Annotated in this window: 15 protein-coding genes and 2 pseudogenes; 12 read left to right on the top strand and 5 right to left on the bottom strand. The window is 40.7% G+C overall.

What is annotated here, in order from left to right; translation table 11 throughout:
- Window positions 1-33 precede the first annotated feature (33 nt).
- The 4 genes from AC27IB_RS08725 to AC27IB_RS08710 all read right to left on the bottom strand — a co-directional run bounded on the left by AC27IB_RS08725 (window position 34) and on the right by AC27IB_RS08710 (window position 3,050).
- On the bottom strand, window positions 34-1,023 hold the full coding sequence (locus tag AC27IB_RS08725) for a GTP pyrophosphokinase (RefSeq protein WP_487120351.1): 990 nt from the start codon (window positions 1,021-1,023) through the stop codon (window positions 34-36).
- Window positions 1,020-2,114 (bottom strand): nucleoid-associated protein, encoded by a 1,095-nt coding sequence (locus tag AC27IB_RS08720; RefSeq protein ID WP_487120349.1) that lies wholly within the window; start codon window positions 2,112-2,114, stop codon window positions 1,020-1,022. The genes AC27IB_RS08725 and AC27IB_RS08720 overlap by 4 nt, the downstream gene beginning before the upstream one ends.
- 6 nt (window positions 2,115-2,120) lie before the next feature.
- Window positions 2,121-2,570 carry an SLATT domain-containing protein gene (locus AC27IB_RS08715; RefSeq protein ID WP_487120347.1) on the bottom strand — a complete coding sequence of 150 codons (450 nt, stop codon included), beginning with the start codon at window positions 2,568-2,570 and terminating at the stop codon, window positions 2,121-2,123.
- Window positions 2,571-2,744: 174 nt separating this feature from the next.
- Window positions 2,745-3,050, bottom strand: a complete 306-nt coding sequence (locus AC27IB_RS08710) for a hypothetical protein (RefSeq protein WP_487120346.1) — start codon at window positions 3,048-3,050, stop codon at window positions 2,745-2,747.
- 74 nt (window positions 3,051-3,124) lie between these two features.
- On the opposite strand from AC27IB_RS08710, the gene AC27IB_RS08705 reads away from it, so the two are divergent.
- From AC27IB_RS08705 to AC27IB_RS08685, 5 genes are all read left to right on the top strand, one after another.
- Complete coding sequence (locus tag AC27IB_RS08705; RefSeq protein ID WP_487120344.1) at window positions 3,125-3,265, top strand: hypothetical protein; 141 nt, start codon at window positions 3,125-3,127, stop codon at window positions 3,263-3,265.
- Entirely contained in the window at window positions 3,249-4,142 is an 894-nt protein-coding gene (locus AC27IB_RS08700; RefSeq protein ID WP_487120342.1) for a hypothetical protein, read from the top strand. The genes AC27IB_RS08705 and AC27IB_RS08700 overlap by 17 nt, the downstream gene beginning before the upstream one ends.
- Window positions 4,143-4,551: 409 nt before the next feature.
- Window positions 4,552-6,420: a hypothetical protein gene (locus AC27IB_RS08695; protein ID WP_487120340.1), complete on the top strand. Its 1,869-nt coding sequence runs from the start codon at window positions 4,552-4,554 to the stop codon at window positions 6,418-6,420.
- A complete protein-coding gene (locus tag AC27IB_RS08690) occupies window positions 6,404-7,723 on the top strand; it encodes a hypothetical protein (RefSeq protein ID WP_487120338.1) in 1,320 nt (439 codons plus the stop codon). Before AC27IB_RS08695 ends, AC27IB_RS08690 begins: the two co-directional genes overlap by 17 nt.
- Window positions 7,724-7,725: 2 nt before the next feature.
- Window positions 7,726-12,843, top strand: coding sequence for an FtsK/SpoIIIE domain-containing protein (locus tag AC27IB_RS08685; protein ID WP_487120336.1), 5,118 nt, complete (start codon window positions 7,726-7,728; stop codon window positions 12,841-12,843).
- 82 nt (window positions 12,844-12,925) lie between these two features.
- On the opposite strand, the gene AC27IB_RS08680 is transcribed toward AC27IB_RS08685, so the two are convergent.
- Complete coding sequence (locus AC27IB_RS08680) at window positions 12,926-14,497, bottom strand: DNA cytosine methyltransferase (RefSeq protein WP_487120334.1); 1,572 nt, start codon at window positions 14,495-14,497, stop codon at window positions 12,926-12,928.
- Window positions 14,498-14,674: 177 nt separating this feature from the next.
- Between AC27IB_RS08680 and AC27IB_RS08675 the strand changes: the two genes are divergently transcribed.
- The 7 genes and pseudogenes from AC27IB_RS08675 to AC27IB_RS08645 all read left to right on the top strand — a co-directional run bounded on the left by AC27IB_RS08675 (window position 14,675) and on the right by AC27IB_RS08645 (window position 19,408).
- Window positions 14,675-15,136 (top strand): very short patch repair endonuclease, encoded by a 462-nt coding sequence (locus tag AC27IB_RS08675; protein WP_487120332.1) that lies wholly within the window; start codon window positions 14,675-14,677, stop codon window positions 15,134-15,136.
- A 75-nt stretch (window positions 15,137-15,211) separates the two neighbouring features.
- A pseudogene (locus AC27IB_RS08670) lies at window positions 15,212-15,779 on the top strand (IS3 family transposase); the annotation flags it as partial.
- 47 nt (window positions 15,780-15,826) lie between these two features.
- A pseudogene (gene sbcD, locus AC27IB_RS08665) lies at window positions 15,827-16,414 on the top strand (exonuclease subunit SbcD); the annotation flags it as partial.
- Window positions 16,415-16,756: 342 nt separating this feature from the next.
- Entirely contained in the window at window positions 16,757-17,398 is a 642-nt protein-coding gene (locus AC27IB_RS08660) for a hypothetical protein (protein ID WP_487120330.1), read from the top strand.
- A gap of 1 nt (window position 17,399) precedes the next feature.
- Complete coding sequence (locus AC27IB_RS08655) at window positions 17,400-17,975, top strand: hypothetical protein (protein WP_487120328.1); 576 nt, start codon at window positions 17,400-17,402, stop codon at window positions 17,973-17,975.
- Between the two features lie 498 nt (window positions 17,976-18,473).
- On the top strand, window positions 18,474-19,052 hold the full coding sequence (locus AC27IB_RS08650; RefSeq protein WP_487120326.1) for a hypothetical protein: 579 nt from the start codon (window positions 18,474-18,476) through the stop codon (window positions 19,050-19,052).
- A gap of 14 nt (window positions 19,053-19,066) precedes the next feature.
- Entirely contained in the window at window positions 19,067-19,408 is a 342-nt protein-coding gene (locus AC27IB_RS08645) for a hypothetical protein (RefSeq protein WP_487120324.1), read from the top strand.
- The last annotated feature ends 344 nt before the right edge of the window (window positions 19,409-19,752 follow it).

Below are 19,752 nucleotides of genomic sequence, written 5' to 3'. Positions count from 1 at the left end.
TTTGTGTTTAATTTGACGGGCTTAAATAGAATATTAGGGGTAGATGTCTAGCGATTGACCCATGTCTGAAGCTAGAGTTTCCAATACTCTTTTATCTATTGGCCAATGATCGATTGCTTTATGTTTGTGTCGCTTAATTAACCACATGATAAACAACACTATAGATTGAGAAAATAACGGATAACGTTCTCGCTTAATGGTTATTAAATCCAACAATTCTTTATTAGTTTTGAAGAATGAGTCTATTTTGTCTATTAAGTCTTGGCTCAAGAAATCACTGAACTCATCAAGAACTGTTAATGAAGATTTTTGGGCAGGGGTGGAAGCCAACCCGGTTAAAAGTTCATATAGTGTATCTAGGGAACTCTGAAAATTAAGCTGTTCAACAGGAGTAGAATGCAGCTCACGGTTGACAGTCGAAAAAAACTCATCGGTAGTTTCGATTAGAGCCATGCTCTTAGCTACGGTTCTATGTACAGTTGGATTGACTACTGTTTTAGCTTTGTAAACTGCATCATGGGTTAGCTCGGCATAAGCATGCTGCAGTAACGTCCTGATTTGAACTTCACAAGCAATATTTGCGCTTATATGGATACCATTTAAAGACATGTCCTCTCTTGGTCGAAGAATATAATGAACTGATTGATAGGTAAAAAGAAGAGGTGATTTATCTCTTTCGATGCCAAAGTTTCTGCATTGAATTGCTGACCACATCGTGGAGCGCTCAATAATGTCGGTTATTAGATATATGTCTTCTATAAGTAAGACAACAAATCTACAGCCAACCTTGTCCTCTATTTGCTCATATGGGGTCGTGTAATTTTTATTTTCTCTGTAAAAGGCCTTATCGATAAGAGATGCATCGTCTTTTATGCGAGGTGAGCAAGGCTGTTTCAAAAAAGTATCATAATTTGGAGCATCAGATTTTAGAGCTTCACATATTTCAGATACGACGAAATTTCCCCATTCAACGAATGATGGTTTATCTTCGTTCCACTGCTGTAAAAACTCTTCTTCGGTCATTCTTGTGTAGTGATTTGATCTTTAATAATTACTTTAGTCCAAATAGGCGAGGATGCATCTTCTGGTTCTTGTTTGAATTCTTCAAAAATTACTAGTTCTCCAAAGTCTTTTGCTGGGGCGATTATCTTAACCTGTTTTTTAAACTCTAACTTTCGCACTTTTAATTTGCTTTCAATATGCAAAGTATCCTTTGTAAAGGCTGCTGCGGGCAGTTTTTTTACTTCTAAAGTTTCTGTATATGCAGCTCGTTCCTCATTTTCGAAATACCTTGTAGAAAACTCATTAGGATCAACGACAGATTTATTCTCATATTTGAGGTACGAGTTAAGTGAATTTAGAAGTGAGCTTCTCCTCTCTTGGTCGATATCCAGTTCTGAAATAAATTCACGTGTAATATCAAAAAATTTCTTTGTGGTTTTTGCGCTAGAGTCAGGATATCCGCACCCTAAGAAACCCGAATAGAAATACTGAGCTGCAACCTTTCCATCAATTTGTGAAATTTGTGTATCACATATTAAAACCTTATATTTATCTTTGAGTTGACCTGTTGGTGGGGTATTAGGCAGTTGAAAGAAACCTGCAGTTTTATATAACTTAGTTGCTGGTGTAAGAAGAGCTTCTGTAACATACGATAATGTTATTTGCCTAGTATGGGGATCCTGTATCTTTTCATATGCGCTATGTAAGTCGGCTTTCATAATCCCAATGAAAGGTAATTCGGAAGTGCCATACGAACCTTTGAATACTACTACTATTCCTCCAGTGTACCTGCGTTGCGTCTGAGCGTCTGCAAGTTGATGCGCAATTTTATAAGATTCGTTGATGAACTCATTATCAGCAGCCGTGATTAATGTGTCAATTACCTGCACCACTGAAGTCGGGCCATCATCAACAATGGCCATTTCTACAGCTTTAGAGTCTTCACCAAGTGCCGAAGTTACTCGATCTTTAAAAGTACCCAAAGCTTCATCATCAAATCGTATTAGCTCTTCGCCTTTTATAGGTTCAACTTTTTCGACCAATTCATTTCGTCTAAAGATCTGATGTATAGCAATTTTAGTTATTTTGAGATTTATTAATTTCACGCTCATTTATGCCTATTTTGTATTTTTTACTTTTTCACGTACAACCTTAAGCCAATCTGAACTGCCCTGTTCCCAGATTTTCTGGTATTTATCAAATAATTCGTCAATATCAGGGATTTCGCCTTTTGCTTTTAGGTAGTCAAGCTCATTTTTTAGTTGGTATAACGAAAGAAGTGTTGTTTTATGCCTTATCCAAAGGCCCTTGAAATTGAACGCTGAGTCGCAGCCTGTCACAAAAGTCAGAATGCCTCCTACAATTAGGGCGAAATTTTTTTGTAGGCTTTTGCTTTCTTCTGAAACATCAAGACCGATTGATATCGTTACAGCAGCTCCTAGCGCTATTGCTAAGGATTTAAATAAGATATTGAGGTATTTCTGAGCTTTTACTTTGTCTTTAATTATTTGAATCTTGCATCCGATTTCTGATTCTAAATATTCTAGCTCTGACATATTTTCCATCATATTGAATTGGTATTCCTTCCTTAAATTCCATCATACAGTACTTTGAATGAACGATAAAAGTCTATCCAGTACACTTATTTACAGAACTCCAAGTAAAAGCTAATTCGCCGCCAGCGTCGCTGGCTCACATATTCAACTTGCCAGGTATGCAAGCGTGTGAGTATTTCTTGCCCTTTATGGATGATTCCCTTCAATTTTTTGGTTATGAGTCCGATTCCAGCTTTGCTTAATCTGGCCCGTTTCTGGGTTCACTTCCTCCTTATATAACGGCCTGATGTCTTGATCAGTGCGTTTTACGAATAATCCGCCCATCAGCTCTAGGTAATCAGCAAAATTGCCGTTATCGGCGGCTGAGTGGATCGCTGCCAGTTCTGGCTTGTTGTCATCAACAAGCTTCAAACGGCGTAATTCACGCCAGGGCGTGATCACTGCCCCACCAATTTGCTGAAATTGGCGATGATTCAGGGGGAAGGTCACCATTAGAATTCTTGGTGTTAATGGTCATGTAGGGACTTGCGAACGCTTCCTTGGATGGGTTATGTTCAGTTAGCCTAATGAGTAAAATGAAAGAAATAAAAGCTTTTAAAATGAACAAAAAGGTTGATGGCACACCTCACGCACAAGTCGCCATCAAACATGGCGTTATACATATTCAAAACGCAAATGGAGAACGATTGAATGGATGCAAAATATGAAGAAAAGACTTTTGAAAGTTATTTCAATAATGAGCTTGATAGAAAAACATCTATCTACTTTCCTCTCGGCCAAGTACAAGAAGGAGTTTTAGGGACGGATTCCGTTGCCTATTCTAGAAATTGGTTTATGTGGCGCGCCTTGGGATATCCATTCTGGATTACCCCCAAATTTTCAGGAGTTCAGTTAAGGCATGTCGCCAATGAAATGGAGGTACATCTTTGCCGACAGGTAAAGAATATACCTGCAATGAGAGTTAATTTGTTATTTCAGTATAAACGCCCGGAATATATTACGAAGTCAACAGGCTCTGAGTGGCACTTGTGGAATCAAAAGTACTTTCGTTATGAGCTGTACGAGCAACAACATGCTTTGCTTTCTCATATAGAAAAAAAATTTGGGAATTGTGTTTTAGTTCTTTACGCAGCTCCTTCTATCGTAGATGTTAGCGAATTGGTGAATCTCAAAAGGGCAGGCTCAATAATTGCTAACACTAACTTCAGGCGCGCTAGCGAGTTGGATGGACATCACAAAAACACTTACATTAAGGCAGGCACTTACTCGCAAGCATGTAGCGAACCAGAAAAGATTGAAAATTTTAGTCTGATCGAAATGATAGAATCAGCGGAACCTCGCATCTCGGAAGGTAACCAAGAACTTATCGTTAATTTTTCAAAACGGATTAACTCAGCCATGAGAGAGGCTGAAGGAATTGGCCACCTGAAGACAGCGTTTGAAAATCGAATGAGTGAATATGGGCCTTACGAGCTAGAAGGGTTCAAACTGGTTTATGCAGTGCTTACAATGTCTGTGTTCAGGGAGATAACTGGTTGTCAATGGTTGATCCCATTTGATGGACAAAATGACGAACGAAGTTAGGGAACTGCGATCATTTATTATTATCTTCACAAAAAGTTAAATTGATATCAGATTCAATTCTCGCGACCTTGTGTTTATGCGCTACTTTGCCGACTGGAGAAACATACTAAGCTTGTCTAAGTTGTTTAAATGCACTCAAGCGAAAGAAATCTCACTCGCAACGGGTAGAGTATTTGATAAAGATGAAAATCTTACACTTCTATTTTTCCAGTGAAAATGTTTATCTGAACCAATCCTTTAAATATAACGAACGGCTGTAAATATCCATAAAAAGTAGAGAGCCTTAAAGTGAAAAATTAAAGTAATTAGTCTATTAAATCAGTCAATTAACCATCTTTGCTGGTAAGTTTGCCGTCCTAGTGTTTATCATAGTTCAGGTAGATTCAGTATCTGTGTATAAGGAAGTTACATGCCAACAACTAATAAGCTGGTAGCCCGGCTAAATCGCTATTTGCCTTTTGATCCGGGACATGACCAGATTTATGAAGAACATGCATCTTCAAACGATTCTTTCAATATTGAAACGAAAGCTTTCTCTTACCTTGTAAAAGCTTGTAAAGATGGTGCAAACGCCATTGTCCTGACCGGTGATGCGGGACACGGTAAAACACATTTGTGCAGACGCCTTCTTGAACACTTTTGCGTTGAGGAATCTTTAGCAAAAGAACAAAAAGAAGATGAGTCTCGAAAGCTCATTAATGAAAAATGTGATGGCTTACAACAAATCGAAACCAGCCTTTCTGGCACCAGAAATAAATTCCGCATTTTCAAAGATTTTTCTGAGCTGGCTATTGATGTGGCTGCTTCCAGGCTTGAAGAGGCGCTTGAGGATGACTCTTCAATTACTGTTCTTTGTGCTAATGAGGGTAGGTTAAGGGCTGCGCTCGCAACGGCTGGCTCCGGGGTTAGGGGGAAATCCATTCGGGAGCGTTTTGAAAGCTCATTTCACGATGGCTTGTGCTCCAACGATAATGATATTCACGTTGTTAATCTTAACTATCAATCGGTTGCTGGTGAATCTGCTGACGATTCGTTATTTAAGAAAGCGTTTAAGTTCTGGTTGGACATGCGACGTTGGAGGAGTTGTGAGAATTGTGAAAGTAAACAGCGTTGCCCGATTCTGCACAACCGCAACCTTCTTGATGATCGAAGTGAAAAAAATAAGCAGCTTCCTCTTGAGCAAGTCAATTTACTTTTCAAAACTTTAGAGAGGGCAGATACAGTAATTACGATCAGAGAAATGCTGATGATAGTTGCTTATATGCTTACTGGCGGATTGAATTGTAATACGGTTCACCAGAAGTCTGGAAAGTATGGCTGGGCTCGTGGTTATTCATTTTATAACTTACTGTTTGAACGCCCTGAATCACTATCGAAAGAGCAGCTAAGTTCTATAAAAACTCTTAAGAAGTTAACCAAAATTGATCCGGGCCTTTGTGCAACAAGATCAACAGACGATCTACTTATAAATGAAATAGGAATATTTGAACCCCATCAGATTGACTTGGAATTCAGCGCGAAGCTGGAAAAAGGTGTTACGGCAAATATCGATGCGGCTCAGGGTATAGACCAGGTCATAATGAATGCGACTTCCAAAAATGATCGAGTCAGAGAAGCTAATCTTTCTCGAGAGATTATTCGAACGTTAAGAAGAAGAGCTTTTTTCTATGGTATTGGCTACGAGCAAAATCCGTTAGAAAAACTGGGTTTTCGATTTGGAGATTTATTTAACAAAATCATCAATGAGGAAATTACCGGAATCGAATTTGGAAGGCTGAAAACACGCGTTGTCGCAGGGCTCAGGCATATTCAGGGAATTCGGGTCGGAGAGACAAAAAGTACCTTAGAGTTACTGGATCCTGCGTTTGGCAGAATGGGCGCAAATGGGGGGATTCTAGCCGGTGCCATTTCCCCACAGTACATTGATTTAAAACCCTTGGAAAAGCAATGGAATCTCAACGATGATGCTGATGCCCTCTACAAATCAGTTGATTGGCTTTCGAGGTCAATTGTTCTATTGATTCGTTTACATGGTTCAGATGAGCCTAAGAAGCTGATAATGGATTTGTCCATGTTTGATTGTCTGATGCGAGCATCGGAAGGGCATGTTCCATCAGTTTTTTATCAAAATGATATTCGTATGATTCTTGATTTTCTTGGTGAACTGGCAGAAAGCATCGATGCTGAAGAGGATGTTATCCATGTTGTAAGTGAGTCAGGCACTTATGCAGTAATCTTGGATGAAAAGGAGAGTGTTGTTTATGTCGAGCGCAAATGAGTCGAAATTGAAAGGAACAAATTTAAGTTACGAAATTTTCGGTGGAATTTTGAATATAGATAATGCCGGTTCATCCGCTGGCGTCGAGCTTCTGAATTTTATCTATGGTGTAAATAAGGACGATATGTTGTCGAAAGACCGCGTGCCAGAGCCTGAAAAATTTGGACATCATATCGCACGCCAGCTTGCATACGGCGTAAACGAAGAATTCAAAGACAAAATAGCCAGCATTCTTCAGGGAGATGAAGCATACGAAGTGCTAGGAAAACTATTCTCCAGCCTTCAAATTCAGCCTCCCAATGTTAAAAAAACAACTGACTCAGGCTGGACAAGAAAGCCTTTCTTTCCCTTTACTGAAACTTTGATTCACTGGGATATAAAAAAATCGAGCAAGAGTATAGAGCGCGTTTGGATGCGAGGTGGCGGTTCATTGCTGCATAAGATACTGAGAGAAGACCCGGATGACGCACGTCTGAGTCGCATCAGAGATGGCTTTAGAAATCTATATTCGCTAGCTAGTAATTCGGCATTGCATAAACTTGCAGGTTTCTTTCGTGGGATTAAGAAAGAGGTCAAGGGCAAGGAGCAAGACGCTATCTACTCAGTAAAATCAAAACAAGATGATGTTGAATCAGCCAGCAGAGCTAACATTGATGATTTTGAAGATGTCTATCGTGATGGGCTTTTGAATATTCTAGAACATTCGAAATTGACCACAGTAGGAAAGGTTGAAGCATTGGTAAATTGGTCTGCATTGTGGTTAGCGATAATGCAGTATCGCAGAAGCTGTGTTGCTTCAGGTAAGGAACAACCGGAACCAATTGTGTGTGACTGCGCAGTGTCCGCAACTTCGGTTAGAAGACTCGCCAGGCGCCAGTTTCAATTTGCTTTTAATACTATAAAGAATGCACTTGATGAACAACCTGGGTATTCAGGATTGAGTGCAGGCCAGAAAAGTAATATTCGAGGTTTTTTTCCAAGCACAGCAACTGCTGTTGGTCTTATTAATGCCTATACCGGTAGTAGATATTTCACGCTGAAAGTGACTGCATTTGAAACGATTGTAGCCGCTCTTGTACCCCACGAGGATGAAATCCCTTTTTATGACTTTGTAGATAAAACTATTTATCAGAAATTAGGAATTGTTGTTTCAAGAGGCGCTGCAAAAAGTAGCGGTCTTCTGGAAGATTTTGACGGCACTATATTTGAAGAAAATGAGCAAGGATTGGCGATACAAATGAAAGCTTCAGGGTTGTTGACGACTTATTCTGATGCAACGCAGATGATTAGTTTCAGGGGGTAAGAATGAAGGTATCTTCTTCAATAGTTTCAAAAATATTAGCAAAAACCTGCCTTCGAGTAGTTAGCGAGCGATTAGATAATGCTGAAGATGCACGTCAAACATTGCGTTTAAAGAATTTTAGTCTTGAGGTATACCAAGAGTTTATTGACGCATTTGATCACTTTAGAAGTAAGGGAAAGCTCGAGGATGTATCCCTTCTTGTGCCTTTTGACGCCGAACTTGCTTGTAATGAGTCCTACCGGATTGCTGAAAAAAGCACTATTACACTAGCAAGAAACGACCAATCGATCCGAAAGTTGATCTACCTTGAGACTCGCGAAGGAAGTGACTCTCAGAGCACGAAAGACTTTTACACTATTCGCGACGCCGATTTTTTACACAGTGCAGGTGGACAAGACCAAAGTGCGAAAGTTGTCGAATACATGGTTCATTATTCGGCAGAGGAGTGTAGCTCACTCTCACTGGCTGATAAATTACTCATCGAGTGCTTACATGAATTGTTGCAGATATTTTCAAAAGAGAGCATTGATATCTCGACGCCGAAATTCGTGGCTTTTGTTTATGCGTGCACAGCAGACTTGGGACGCGATGATGCACCGATGAATATGCAGCAAGTCAGAAAGCTAGTTGGCACTCACTTTGCTCAAGTCGATATGTTTAACGATCACTTGTGGAGTGAGCGAGAAAGTAGCAAAGGCAACAGGTTGAAATCTAATTATCTGTTAGCTGATTTAGCTAAATCTGAAACTCAAGAGTTAGATACCGACAAAGTAAAAGAAGACATTGCTAAGACAGAATTCAAGGATGAGGCAGATAGTGTTTACTCAGCAACAGAACAGCAAGAATGGAAGAAACTTTGCTCTGAATACGTAGGGCTTCCCACGTATGCACTAAGAGAACGGATACCATATTTCATTTTTAATCAAATATTTAAGAAGGAAACTAATGTCTCTTTGTTGGGAGATCTTGTTTTGGAGGAGATTTCCAACAAGTTTCCACAAAGGCGCCAAGAAGTTATTAATCTGAATGTAATTGAAAGTTTAAATAATAATGAGATAACTGCGGCAGAAAATTTTCTCGATGCTGAGCCCGACGACTCAGAGCTTCTGCCATTAAAAGATCTGCTAACGGGTAAAACCAGAAAACGCATAGAACGTCTGGTAATGCCCAAGGCTAACTCTTTCTTTAATCCATTAATTCAGATCGCAAGAGTGTTAACACACTATGTTGAAGGTCAAGGCGAAGGTACACTCAATATCAGAATGAATATAAGAGTGCATGAACGTTACGCGGCGGACTCTCCTACCTTGGGACTGTTTAGTTTTCTATTTGGTAGCTTGCTTAGAGAACTGTCATTGCTCACACAAGAAACTAACTCAGAAATAGAGCTCGCTATTGATGATATATTAATGATTCAGCAAGAGTTTCCCAAAATCAAAGAAGATGAAGATGGCGCCGGCGAGAATTTGAAATGGGAGCCTTTGCAGTTACGTTTCGATATTTCAGAAGAGCAAGGAGAGGGTACTTTTATAATCTCTCGCTCAGAATTCTATTCATGGATGCCAGAGGAGGACTTAGACTTCTTTGTGCTTTGGTGGGGATTAGTAAAAAATACGGACTTCCGCGAAAAACTCTGTCATCTGCAGTTTCCATCAGACATAAATTTTTCTCAATTTTTAGAGGCTATTTCATCAGGTGTTAGAATCCCTGAAGATATTGTCGGGACGCCTATTCAGTCAGGCGAAATGTGTGCTGGATTGTTGGAGGAGTTTACGGAATCAAGAAGGGACTTTCTAGAAGCAATCGTAAGTAGTGGTGTTCATTTTGAACACATCCGAGAGTTTATTGATAAAGCAACTGATGTAGCTAAGCAAATCCGTCAGGAATGCGTTCCTAAAGACTCTTGGATTAATGAACCGTATCAGTTGATTGCATCTGATACGGTATTTTCAACAGATAAGAGCAAGTCTTTTGTATTACCTTCAAACATGATCAAACTCCAATGGATGGAGAAGTATCTGGCGGAAAGTTTTGAGTTAGCTTGCAAATCTATGGAAATGCAAATTCCGTTGAATAGTGAAAATGGCGATTTTTATTTTTCATGGATTGAAAATCTCAGTGGTTCTCAACAGCCAGCTACGGTTGTTGATAGCAAAAGTAATTTGTATGAATCCCATTCTGAAAGAGGTTGGGGTGAATACATGATTCCTGTTAACTCCGCTCAAGGTGCCGGAATTTCGACAACAATACCTGATGCAATAATGGGAGAAGTCTGCGGAAAAATTCGACAATATATTCACCATCATCCGCACAAGTTGGACGGACTCACACTAACGGTTGTGTCCAAAAGGGACTCCTCATTTTGTTCAAGGCTTATAAAACATCTAAAAAAAGGTGAGTTTGCCGCTATTAAAGTAACCGTCAACCTTATTACTTTACCGGTAAATTTTGCCAGTGCTATGGAGCATTTTGATGAGACTGACACAGAGAACAGGTTTACTAAGAATGGTGCATTATTTCCGGATTTAGAACTACGGCTATTTGATTTCAAACAAGATTTATCTGAGCTCAGGGCAAGGCTCGATAATATGGAGACCGATATTGCCATTATTCCTCAGCTGCTCGAGGGGGGAGATGAATATCATCGGGCTGTGGATAATATGGATGAACAACTGAGGAGTAGCATTCAGTTCAGGCCACTCTTTGATGCTCCTGTTTACGTAAGAGATAGTGGTAGCGCGAAAATAACCGTTCAGCTCAAGCCAGAAAAAAGTAATGACCTTATTGATAGTTGGTCAACCCTGGTTACCCGGCAAAAGGACTTGTCACCGGTTTCTTCCGATGAAGTCGGCTGTGACTATTATGAAAAGAAAATTAACTTTGCTGTCCACGCGGACCTTTTCAGTTTTTTACATGAAACATCGCATTGGGTAATCACTGCTGAGCGTTATTTGAAAAGAGAACAGCTTGAGTTCCTACAAATCAGACCTGAAATCATTTCGTTCAAGGATGGATTAGGTCCTGGGGGTAATTACTCAATAATCGTCTCATCAAGTTCAGGCAAAAAGTTCGTACTGAGCAGGCTTGAGAAAAAGTTAGCCTCTATTTTTGATAAAGCTGACACTAACTCTAATCAAGCGATTGATAAAATTGCTGAAAGTGTCTACGACAGCGCTCGAGAAATTACGCCTGAACTAGCCTTGGATGCACTTGGTGTAGCTCGTGTATCTGAAGAGATCATAGGGTTATCTGTTGCAAGACGGGCAATCGAACAGCTTACCTTTGGGGTACCAGAGCACGGTTACACATCATGGGTGTCTCTCGATTCTTACAAACATTGGTTTACGGGGGGAGAGTCTTCCACCAGAGCTGATATGTTAAAAATAGTCTTTGATACCTCTTCACCCAGGTTGAAAGTTGGGTTGGTCGTATTGGAGAGCAAATTACGCAAAGACGGACAGTTTGTTGAGCATGGTGTTGTGCAGGTTAAATCAACACTTGATCTGCTAGAAAACTTTCTAAGTCCTGAATATAAAAACGATAAGCACGATGCAAAATTGTGGCGAAATCAGTTATTAAATGCCATTCGTAATTCAGGCGATAGAGCGATGATGAGCTTTGGCGACGAGGCTAAAAAGCAGAGATTTGATCTCGCGATAGGAGATGCATTTCGAGATGGCGAGTATGAATTGGTATTGATGACTGGTGTCACGATTCAGTCAGTTACATCGGCCAATATAAGGAATGATATAAGCCGGGATAATGGCGACTCAAGAATCTGGCGAATAAAAATAGGTCTTCAAGGGATTCTTTCCTCTTTCGATAATAAAGGTCCTTTAAGCGATAAAGAGCTAGAAAAAATAAAATGTGAGGTTTACGCAGATCAGAACGACTCCGTTTCACAACCAGAACCATCTACATTAAATAAAAAGCCAGAAGAGCCCGATGAAGAGCGCCCTTCAATGCCCGAAGAAGCTAATTCAGAGAATACTCATATTCCAAAGAAATCTGGAGTTGCGCAGCATACTGATGAAGCTTCTCCTGATTTGAAAGTTCGTTATCAGACTATTATTGAAATACTCTCCTCTGACCTCGGGCTTCCTATTACTCCCGTGGGTTGGGAAGATCGAGCTATAGTCGAAGGCCCTTCTTCATTTTTATATCGAGTTGGGTACGAAGGTTCCAACCCTCGAGAAGTCGAAGCTAAGCACGATGCATTAAAATTAAAACTCAAGTTACTTGAAGATCAATCAATTCACTATTCGATTGGTGGTGGAGTTATTAACATTGACGTTCCTAAAAACGAGGATGAGCGATACTTTATAAGTGCGGAAGATCTATGGGATGATTTTCAGGCGACTCCAGACAAGTTAGTGGTTCCACTTGGAGTCGATCGCTTTGGAGAAAGAGTTGATGTGAATTTCTCGGATAGTGATTCACCACATTTGCTGGTTGGAGGAACAACTGGTAGCGGTAAATCTGAAGCTTTGCACACTCTGTTATGTGGAATGTATAAGTTTTATGAGCCAGACCAAATAGAGTTATTGCTCGTTGACCCTAAGGGTAACGAAATGGAGATGTATCACGGAACTAGTTTTGTAAAGGAAGACATTGCAATGTATGAAGAAGATGCATTGTATTTAATTCAAAAAGCAGTGGACGAGATGCAGCGCCGATTTAGCGCGTTTCGTGATTTGTATAAAGAAAAGAGAATTCGCGTCCCTGATCTGGCCGCGTTTAACCGCCATGCAGATGAAAAATTACCTTGGTTAGTTGTAATTATCGATGAATATGCAGATATCACCTCTGAAAAAACTTTTAAAAAGGATTTTGAAAACTTGGTAAAGAGAATTGCGCAAAAAGGGCGCTCTGCAGGCATACACTTAATCGTTGCAACACAAAAACCGTCTGCAGAGGTTATTAGTACATCACTCCGGTCGAACTTACCTGCCCAAATTGCTCTTAGGGTAAAGGGATATAATGAGAGCAAGGTAATAATCGAACAGGCCGGTGCTGAGGCGCTTATAGGTAAAGGCGATTCTATTTTCAAATCGCAAAGCGGAACCCGAAGAGTACAATGTGGAAGGGTTAAAGACATTTTAAGTGCTTTAGAATCTTAGATTTCGTTTGAGTATGAACTAGTTATGTGAAATCACAGGCCGGCATTTTAGCCGGCCAATCATTACTAATAGTCCACTCAATTTAGTTGAGTAACTTCAGGACCGTCTTTGCCAGCTGCATCGCTAGGTAAGGTGGCACTGCATTTCCAACCTGAACATATTGTTGTGTGCGGTTTCCCTCGAAGAAATAGTTATCCGGGAAGGTTTGGATCCTGGCTGCTTCACGAACACTCAAGCTTCGGCACTGTGTAGGGTCATAGTGAATGAAGTAATGTCCGTCTTTAGAGATATGGCTGGTAATCGTAGTTGCAGGGCGACCGGTGCGTTGTACTCGAAATCGGTCAGCGAACTTTCCTGACTTCCAGTTTGCATGTTCTGGCGCCAGCAGTTCCGGATAATCGGCTGCTTTTGGAAATGGTTTATCAGAATTACCGTATACATCCTGAGAGGCCCAGCACGAACTAAACAGGTAGCGGCCTAAATCGCTATCCATGTGACTTCTGGCTCTGTGGTTCAAAACTTTTGATGGTCGGTTCTGAAGTAACCATGTTCGCAGTTCTTCAGCTGTTGCCGCAAAGTGTGCATCTGAATTTATCGATAAATATTCAGTGCTCTCAATAGGCGAACTATATCGAAGTTTGTTTAACGCTGACGCCATTTTGGCTAGAACAGGAGCTAGCTGCTCATTATCATTTTCTGTAAGTTGGAGCATGCCTACCTGCTTCGCAATCGTTTCCTTCCACAATTCAGGTGAATCTTTTTGTTTGGATAGTTTACTTCTTAGTGGAGGTAAATCGTGAAGGGCATCCTCGATTGAGACCTGGCTTTGCTTTGTAAGGGGTTCCGGCTTGTTATCAATATCTTCGGCAATACCCAATAAGATAACTCTGTGCCTTGTCTGTGGTACACCGAAATCTTCCGCCTTAATAATAAAATCTTTGAAATCTGAGTAGGATGTTTCAAAAAGGCCGTGACAATCCGGTTCTTTTACAAATGAATAGATCCGATATTTACGAGCCCCTAGTATTTTTTTAGCTGCCGCGCCAGGGTTCTGAAGATCATTCAGGATTGTGGGGAAGATCAGTTCTCCGTTCACTTTCGATGAGAGAATGCCCTTAACGTTTTCCATAACAAAAACATCAGGCTCCATAATTGAGAGAACTTTCAGGTACTCCTGATAAAGAAAATGGCGGTTGTCGGTTTCGGCTGTGTAACCTTTTATTCCCTTATTTCTTGCTCGGCCCACCAGAGAATAAGCCTGGCAAGGGGGACCGCCTATCACGACCCACGGCTGCCCTTCATATTCTTGCTTGAGCTCAAGAAGGCGTTCTTCGATTTTAGCGTTATCTTCGCCGAGCGCAGTGGGCCCGTTTAACGTTTCTTCACATGCCTCCTTCCATTTAACCGGATGTAAACTAGTTAGCTCATCTTTAGTCAGGTCGCCTTCTACGTAACGAAAATAGTCTCTTTCCTGACCGGCTTCTTTTAACAGGCGATAAAAGGCTCTGAGAGTCAGAGTGGTATGTGCACTCGCCTCCCTTTCGACCGACATGCGAATCCTGAAACTTAAATCTTCAGATTTAACAGAACTGAACCCTTCGCCTAACCCGCCGGGGCCAGCGAAAAGGTCAATAATGTTTATAGATTTAGTCATATTTTTACCAGTGTGTTTGAATCTGAAGTTAAGTTCTTGTGATATACGTATTTGCCTGCAATTCTACCTGTGATTCAGCGACTTTTCTCAGACAAGCAATAGGGCAAACTCGAGCCTGGCAGTATAGTACCAGGAAAAGCAGATTGATCCAGGCTGTTCTTGGGGAGAGATTTTAATATGACGGACGTTCATTCAAAACTTGTACGAAGAAAAAACATGAAGGCTGTTCGGGCAAAAAATACAAAGCCTGAATTATTGGTCAGGAAGCTCCTTCATAGTGCCGGATACAGGTATCGCCTTCATGTAAAGAACTTGCCAGGGACTCCTGACATTGTGCTTCCAAAATACAAGGTCGTAATATTCGTGCACGGGTGCTTTTGGCATATGCATGATTGCGAACTCTTCAGGCTACCTTCTACCAGAACCGAATGGTGGCGAAAAAAATTGTCAGAAAACAGGCTTCGTGGTGAAGCTGCGGAGGATTTTCTTCGGGAACTGGGCTGGCGGGTTGTCGTTATCTGGGAGTGCAGCCTCAAAGGGCAGGCGAAGCTGGAGCCGTGTGACGTTCTGGATAAATTCAATTACTGGTTATCCGGGCCTACGAGTTTTCTGGAGATACCAGAAAGTAAGCTCTATTGAGGCTGAATAGAGCAGGTAATTGGTATAAGCTGGTACTTCAACTCACGCAGAAAAACTCGCTGATCAATATATCAGCGTCTCTATACCGAGGAAGCGCTGCAAGTACGCACTAAAGAAGCGTAAAAAGCTAACACGGCCAAGACAGCCTATTGAAGTACCTTCAGCGCCGAATCAACGCTGGTCTATGGATTTTGTTTCAGACCAAATAAGCAGCGGTAGGCGCTTCCGCGTTCAGAACGTGGTTGATGATTTCTCTAGAGAAATGGTTGGCCAACTTGTATCAATTTCGATTAGCGGACGACAGGTAGCTCGTTTTCTAAGCCAACTAATAGAGCTACGGGAAAAGCCTAAAAAGGTGATATGCGACAACGGTACAGAATTCACCAGCAAGGCGATGTTTTTCTGGAGTAAAGAAACTGGTGTTGAGCTTGGATTTATCCAACTAGGCAAGCCTACGCAGAATGAATTTTTCGAAAGCTTAAACGGCAAATTTAGAAATGAATGCCTGAACTAACACTGGTTCAGAACCCTGGATGCAGCAAGATATGAAGTTGATCTATGGCGCGAACATTACAATAACGTTCGACCACATAGTTCACTAAATTACCTGCCGCCTGTTGAGTATGCAAAACGGGCAGCATAATATGAAAAATCTCATCGAGAGATTGGCGCTAATTCAGGGGAATGGTCAAGTCAAAGCCATTACTTGCGCGGTTAAATACCTATGCGATTGCCAGTACTAGATTAGCATTGGATGAGCAAGTGGTTGAACTACCCGCGCGCGATTATGGTTATTCAATGTGCTGTGCCTTATATTCGTCCTCGTGATGTATTGCAAAGCCAAGCCGGTGAATCCGGAACCGATAAGCGTCAAGCGCTTGGGGAAGCACTTAAGGCGCACTATGCCTTGTTGTATACACTGGCGGTAGCCAAACGCTAGGTGGTGATTTACCTATTATGGCTACCGGTCATTTAACCGCTCTGGACGTGACTAAATCAGAGAGTACCAGTGATATTTATATTGGAACGCTTAAAGTTTTTGCTGCAGATGGCTTTCCCCCGGCTGACTATATTGCGCTGTGGCATATTCACCGCCCGCAGATAGTGGCTAAGGCTGAGCATATTCGTTATAGCGGCTCGCCCATTTATCTGAGCTTTGATGAACTGAATTCCCGCAAGCAGGTAGTGATGGTTGAGTTTGAAGGAGTTGAGCGTAAATCCATTTCATCAGTCGATATTCCGGTCTTTCAACCTATGACAACCACTTCCGGTAACGTCGTGAACAAGACATATTCGTTACTCCTTTCGATGATGTGATTGTTACGCTGAACTTAGCAAAATCATTATCAGATAAACGCTGAAGGTCTTCATTTGGTCAAGAGAATTCATACAAATTATTGGTTTTGTCGAAAAAGTATACAATAATGAACGGGTGTAAAGCCCAGGTAGGTACTCTCCGTCAAAACGTCAAATGTTTAAATTTGGATTGACAAAGGGCTCAACATTATAAATATTTGGTAGATCAATGAACTTGGCTACTACACTTAAACTGTATTTGGGAGTAGCGTAGAGTTGTAACTCCTACATTCGTAAAAACGTCAAGGAATGAGCGGTTTAGTCATGAATATGAAGCAACTCAAAGCAACCGGAATCTTGATCTTCGGCTTATTAGCACCAATTGCGATACTCATTGCGGCTTATCTTCAACTCAATCAAAGTACTGAACTGATTGACGCAGATACTAGTATATCTGAAATAAATGGAAGTTTTAAAGCCGCAAATAGAAACCTTTATTCTTTCAATGACTATACGTTGTATAGCTTAATGCTGGTGGAATCCAACAATCTCAAATCGATTATCAATAAACAACACATGAAAAACACGGTTGTTCATATCGGGTTTGCGACTATCAGCCTCGGCCTAGCCTTCATTCTTTTGGGGATAAAAGAAGAAAATGGGGGGGGAGAGGTGTCGATGAAATACATCGGCGCAAGCTTCGATATGAAAACCAGTTCTACAGGAGCCTATGTGTTTGTGATTGGAGCGTTAATGGCCACGCTCGGGGGGGCGTTGCCCAATCAATACAATGGTTCAGGCCTACCGGTTTATGACAGAGCAGAACAACATAGCAAAGAAACCAGGCACCTTCTTCGCCTAGGGCTCGATGTAGCAGAATTAAAGAAGCAATGTGATAGCCAACCAGTATTTGAGCGCTGTGTGACTGAGCGGTTTAACAGCCTGTTTGTGAGTGTGAGTAGCTAATTTGAAGGCACAGTTTATTTCCCCATTATTACTGGCGCTAGCCGCGTTCACCATCTCTGCAGTCCGAGCTGAACCGGATTTCACGTTTGAGGAAAAAATAAAATACTTTACGGTATTTGAATTTTCCAAACGGCAAGAGTTTTGTCTGTTACACAGAGGTAGGTTCGATGAAATCAAAGAGCTAGAACAAAAATGTCGTCGATTGTTGAAAGAATATTTAGCGGAACATGACTATCAGTTAGGCAATGGAGGTTGCCCATCTACATACAAGTGCGTTCCCGGCAATCCAAGTACAAATCGCCTGCTGGAGCTAATGTTACAGGAACAAATGATTAATCTTATGAATAATGATCTGAACAGCCTTAATTATAGGATTAATACTAATTATAGTCAGACTCTAAAGTATCCCCTCCGAAAAATGACGACTTTGGAATATTTTAAACAAGCCATAAGTCAACCTTCTCAGCTTAGAGTGCCGCTGCCATACTCCCCTGAAAAGTTGAAAGACTTGAGCCTCAACGAAATGGCACAATTTATCCGTAATAATAAATCTCCATCTGTTGTTTTAAAGCATTAGAGACAAGAATTTTTCATCCTCTTCAATGTTATACATCTCAACGGTAGGCACTCATTCTGTGCATTTTGAAATCAACATTACTGACCGCTGTACAAGTTTTAGTTCAAACGCCAAGTGATAAACTTGAATTACGATTAAATTGCTTCATTTGATGTCTGTTTTTCTAAGTAGACTATTGAGTCGCTTGACTAAAAGTAGTTTTTTGCTTCTTATTTATTGTCGCAACTTTACATCGTCTTTAGTTGAGCAACGCAATCGGACTGTCTGATGTTCATTAATCGCTGGCTGCAAATTAGCCGATTCGGTTTACTCAAAATCTATAGCTGTCAGTTTAATTATCAGTCAGACAGTTTAGCTATCCGATATGCAAGCATACGATGTATGTCAACTCGAAATTGATTTTTTCGCTTCCTTGTGTATTAATTGTACTGTTCGATATTTGAACAAGCTTAATCTGATAAAGAAATCCACATGAATTACTCAAGGAGGAGAAGTTTAATGAAGAAAATTTTGTTGATATCTCTTTTACTTATGGTGCAGTCCTGTACCGTTACACTTGTTCAGCCGTACGATGAAAAACTAGTAGAAGCTACGGAGTCTTTCTATAAAGATACTGCTTTGGCAATAGAGAGCGCTCGAGAGAAAGCTCCTTTGAATAGAGCACTGCCTGACGGCACTGTTCCTAGTGATAATCCGGGACACATATCTAAATACAAGAATTTTTATTCAAATGCGAAAGTCAGCGCTAATTCGCTGATTATCAGAGCAATGGTTAATACTGAAAAGGTCGACAAGATTGCAGTGGATATTCATTCGCAGATAGAAACATTGATATCTGAGTCATTACCCAGTAACTGCATCAACGATAGAGCACAAATCACTGGAGATATAACTCTCACCTTACAAAATTACCTTGATTTGAAATGTCTAGTTACTCATTGGGAAGTTCAACATACGCAAGCTCCGCATAGTATTCTAAAAAAGACTAACTGGGAAAGCCGCCAAGTAACGTTGATGGGAATGATTGTTAGTATTCAAAAAGCAGAATCTTTTAAAGTAAATGCAATAGTTGACTAATAAGGAATTTAGTAATGGCTAAAATTAATGGTGTCGATGTAGGAAACGTAGTAAATGATGCGTTGAATGCGGCAAAGAAAGTAGGGGCTAGTGATTGGTCGGAGATTAAAGATATAGCCAAACATATCGCAGATAATATGTTAGCGGACTTAAAGTACATCGCAAAGAAACAGCTATCTGGGGAGTTTGATAAATTTGATGCTAAAATCTTTTTAGAAGATCAAAAAATGGTGGCTCGAGTACGGTTAAGATCTATTGCTATCATAACATTAAAATCTGCCGAGAGAATTCTTAATGCAATCGCGGAAGTTTTCCAAAGTGCAGCCAATAAAGCAATAGGCTGGGATATTTTTTGACCGAAGAATGAAATGGCAATGAACATAGCAGCTCAGAACTGATATGGCTGCTATCCCGCTTAACAAGTAGACAAAACATCTAACGCACGGAATCTTTGAAAGATGGGATTATATTTGCGAACAACTTCTTATAGTTTTTGTGACGCCTTTGAGTGGGTGTGATTCTAAAATCTATATAGAGATATCTGACGTAATTATACTTGGATCATTTGATGTACGTCGGGCAGAAAAAGATCACTTTATATTTCTTCTAAATCCAACAGACCCCTTATCACTGAAAAGAGTGAATGGTGAGACTATTAAATCTTGCATAATGTTAGGCGCCATTGACTTTCTGAACTCCT

Source organism: Alteromonas sp. 4NH20-0104 (assembly GCF_057547795.1).
Note: the sequence above shows the minus strand (reverse complement) of the source record. Positions and strands in the feature narration are given on the sequence as shown.